Genomic DNA, 2,563 nt, shown 5'->3' with positions numbered 1-2,563 from the left:
CGTGTCTTGAAAGGGCTTCCCCTCCTTGGCCCGAACGTGATGCAAACCGATAGGTTCTGGGTGGAGATGCGCTCAGTCCGTCTCTTGGAAAGGTATACCCTCCCGTAGCATTCGGAGCGAAGTCCAAAAACCATTCGTCGGATTACGCTATCGCTAATCCGACCTACGCGTTCTTCCTCGGGTGGCCTACCATTTAAAGGGGGCGCCCAGTATACTGCCCGCCATGCAGAACCCTCAGGACATTCTTCAGCACGTCTTCGGCTATCACGACTTTCGCGGCCAACAGGAACGCATCGTCAACGCCGTCATTGAAGGCCAGGACGCCCTCGTGCTCATGCCCACCGGCGGCGGCAAATCCCTCTGTTATCAGATCCCCGCCCTCGCCCGATCGGGCACCGGCATCGTCATCTCCCCCCTGATCGCCTTGATGCAAGACCAGGTCACCGCCCTGCGGGAGCTGGGCGTGCGCGCCGGTTTTCTGAACTCCACCCTCGCCTGGCCCGATGTAGTGGACACCGAGCGGGCCCTGCTCGATGGTGAGCTGGACCTGCTGTACATCGCCCCGGAACGACTCATCCAGCCGCGCACCCTTGATCTGCTACACCAGGCCAACATCGCCCTGTTTGCGATTGATGAGGCGCACTGTGTGGCCCAGTGGGGGCACGATTTCCGGGCCGACTACCTGCGTCTGGATCTGCTGCACAACGAATTCCCCCAGGTACCGCGTATCGCCCTGACCGCCACCGCGGATATGCGCACCCGGGAAGAGATCATTGAGCGGCTGCAGCTCGAAGAGGCCCGGCAGTTTATCGTCGGCTTTGACCGGCCCAATATTCAGTATCGGGTGCAGCAGAAGGACAATCCGCGACGCCAGTTGCTGGGTTTTCTCAAAGACGAGTACCCCCAGCAGTCGGGCATCGTCTACTGTCTGTCCCGCAAAAAAGTGGAGCAGACCGCCGAGTGGTTGCAGAAAGAGGGGTTTAACGCCCTGCCTTACCACGCCGGCTTGCCGGGGAACCTGCGGGAAACCCACCAGAGCCGATTCCTGCGCGAGGACGGCATCATAATGGTGGCCACCATCGCCTTCGGCATGGGCATTGATAAACCCGATGTGCGCTTTGTCGCCCATCTGGATCTGCCCAAAAGCATTGAAGCCTACTATCAGGAAACCGGCCGGGCCGGACGCGATGGCCAGCCCGCCACGGCGCTGCTGCTGTACGGGCTGGAGGATGTGGTGAAGCTGCGCCAGATGATGGGCGCGTCCGAAGGCAATGACCAGTTCAAACGCCAGGAGCAGCAGCGCCTGAGCGCCATGCTGGGCCTGTGTGAAGTCACCAGTTGCCGACGGCAGATTCTGCTGCGCTATTTTGGCGATACGCTGGATGAGCCCTGCGGCAATTGCGACACCTGCCTGACCCCGCCCCAGACCTGGGATGCCACCGAGGCGGTGCAGAAGGCACTCTCCTGCGTGTACCGCACCGGCCAGCGTTTTGGCGCCACCCATATTGTCGATGTGTTGCGCGGCAGCAGTAACGAAAAAGTGCTGGCTCAGGGGCATGACAAGCTGTCCACCTACGGTATTGGTCAGGATATGAGCGCCGATGAGTGGCGGGCCGTGTTGCGCCAACTGGTCGCGGCCGGTTATCTGGATGTGGACCCGGAAGGCTTTGGCGGGCTGCAACTGACCGAGAGTTGCCGACCGATTCTGCGCGGCGAGCAGCGGGTGCACCTGCGCCGGGATATCCGTACCCGCAAGCCCACCAGCACCCGCACCGCCCGTCGCCCCGATGCCGATATTACCGAGGCGGATCGTCCTTTGTGGGAGGCGTTGCGCGCCTGCCGGCGCCGGCTGGCGGAAGAGCACGGGGTGCCTCCCTACGTCATTTTTCACGATGTGACCTTGCGGGATATGTTGGAGCGACGGCCCCAGACCCCGGGTGAGCTGCTCGATGTCAGCGGTGTGGGGGACAGCAAACTGGAACGCTTTGGCGCCGACTTCCTCGAGGTGCTCCAGGGCAATCCAGAGGCCCTGGAGCACGCCCAGTGAAAGCCGACGCCGGGGCGAACCGCGGTGCGCTCTGGCTGGTTGTCTGGGCCGGCGTGGTCTTTGGCTACGCGGCTTCCTGCGTGCTGGGTGGACCGGCCTCGGACGAGGGGTTCCACGCGCATCAGATCTGGCACTACTACGTCGGGGGCAACGAGCCCTTTGACACCATCACCACGCCCACCTTCTATCACCAGATCATCGCCTCGGTGATGAACCTGATCGGCTACTACCACGATTATCTGCTGCGCCTGGTCAACCTGCTGGTGGCGCTGTGCCTATTGCCGGTGTTTTACCGCATGGTGCGTCGTTATCGGCCCGCCACCGCCTCGGCCCGCACCGCGCAACTATTGTTCGCACCGCTCATATTTCCCTATTACTTTCTGGTCTACACCGACCTGTGGGCACTGCTGCTTATTGCGCTCAGCTTTCTGGCGGTGCTTGAACGCAGGCCCTGGCTGGCAGGCTTGTTTGGTTTCGGGGCGGTGTTGATCCGCCAGGATGCCATCATCTGGCTGG

At 62.1% G+C, this 2,563-nt stretch carries 2 protein-coding genes; both read left to right on the top strand.

Annotated features, from left to right (window positions below; translation table 11 throughout):
* The first annotated feature begins 223 nt into the window (after window positions 1–223).
* Window positions 224–2,047 carry a DNA helicase RecQ gene (recQ, locus tag B3520_RS03225; protein ID WP_286805191.1) on the top strand — a complete coding sequence of 608 codons (1,824 nt, stop codon included), beginning with the start codon at window positions 224–226 and terminating at the stop codon, window positions 2,045–2,047.
* Window positions 2,044–2,563 (top strand): hypothetical protein (locus B3520_RS03220; RefSeq protein ID WP_286875402.1); only part of this gene is annotated, 520 nt, incomplete at its 3' end. The genes recQ and B3520_RS03220, both read left to right, overlap by 4 nt.

It is taken from the genome of Marinimicrobium sp. UBA4509 (assembly GCF_002388575.1).
GTDB lineage: Bacteria > Pseudomonadota > Gammaproteobacteria > Pseudomonadales > Cellvibrionaceae > Marinimicrobium > Marinimicrobium koreense.
Note: the sequence above shows the minus strand (reverse complement) of the source record. Positions and strands in the feature narration are given on the sequence as shown.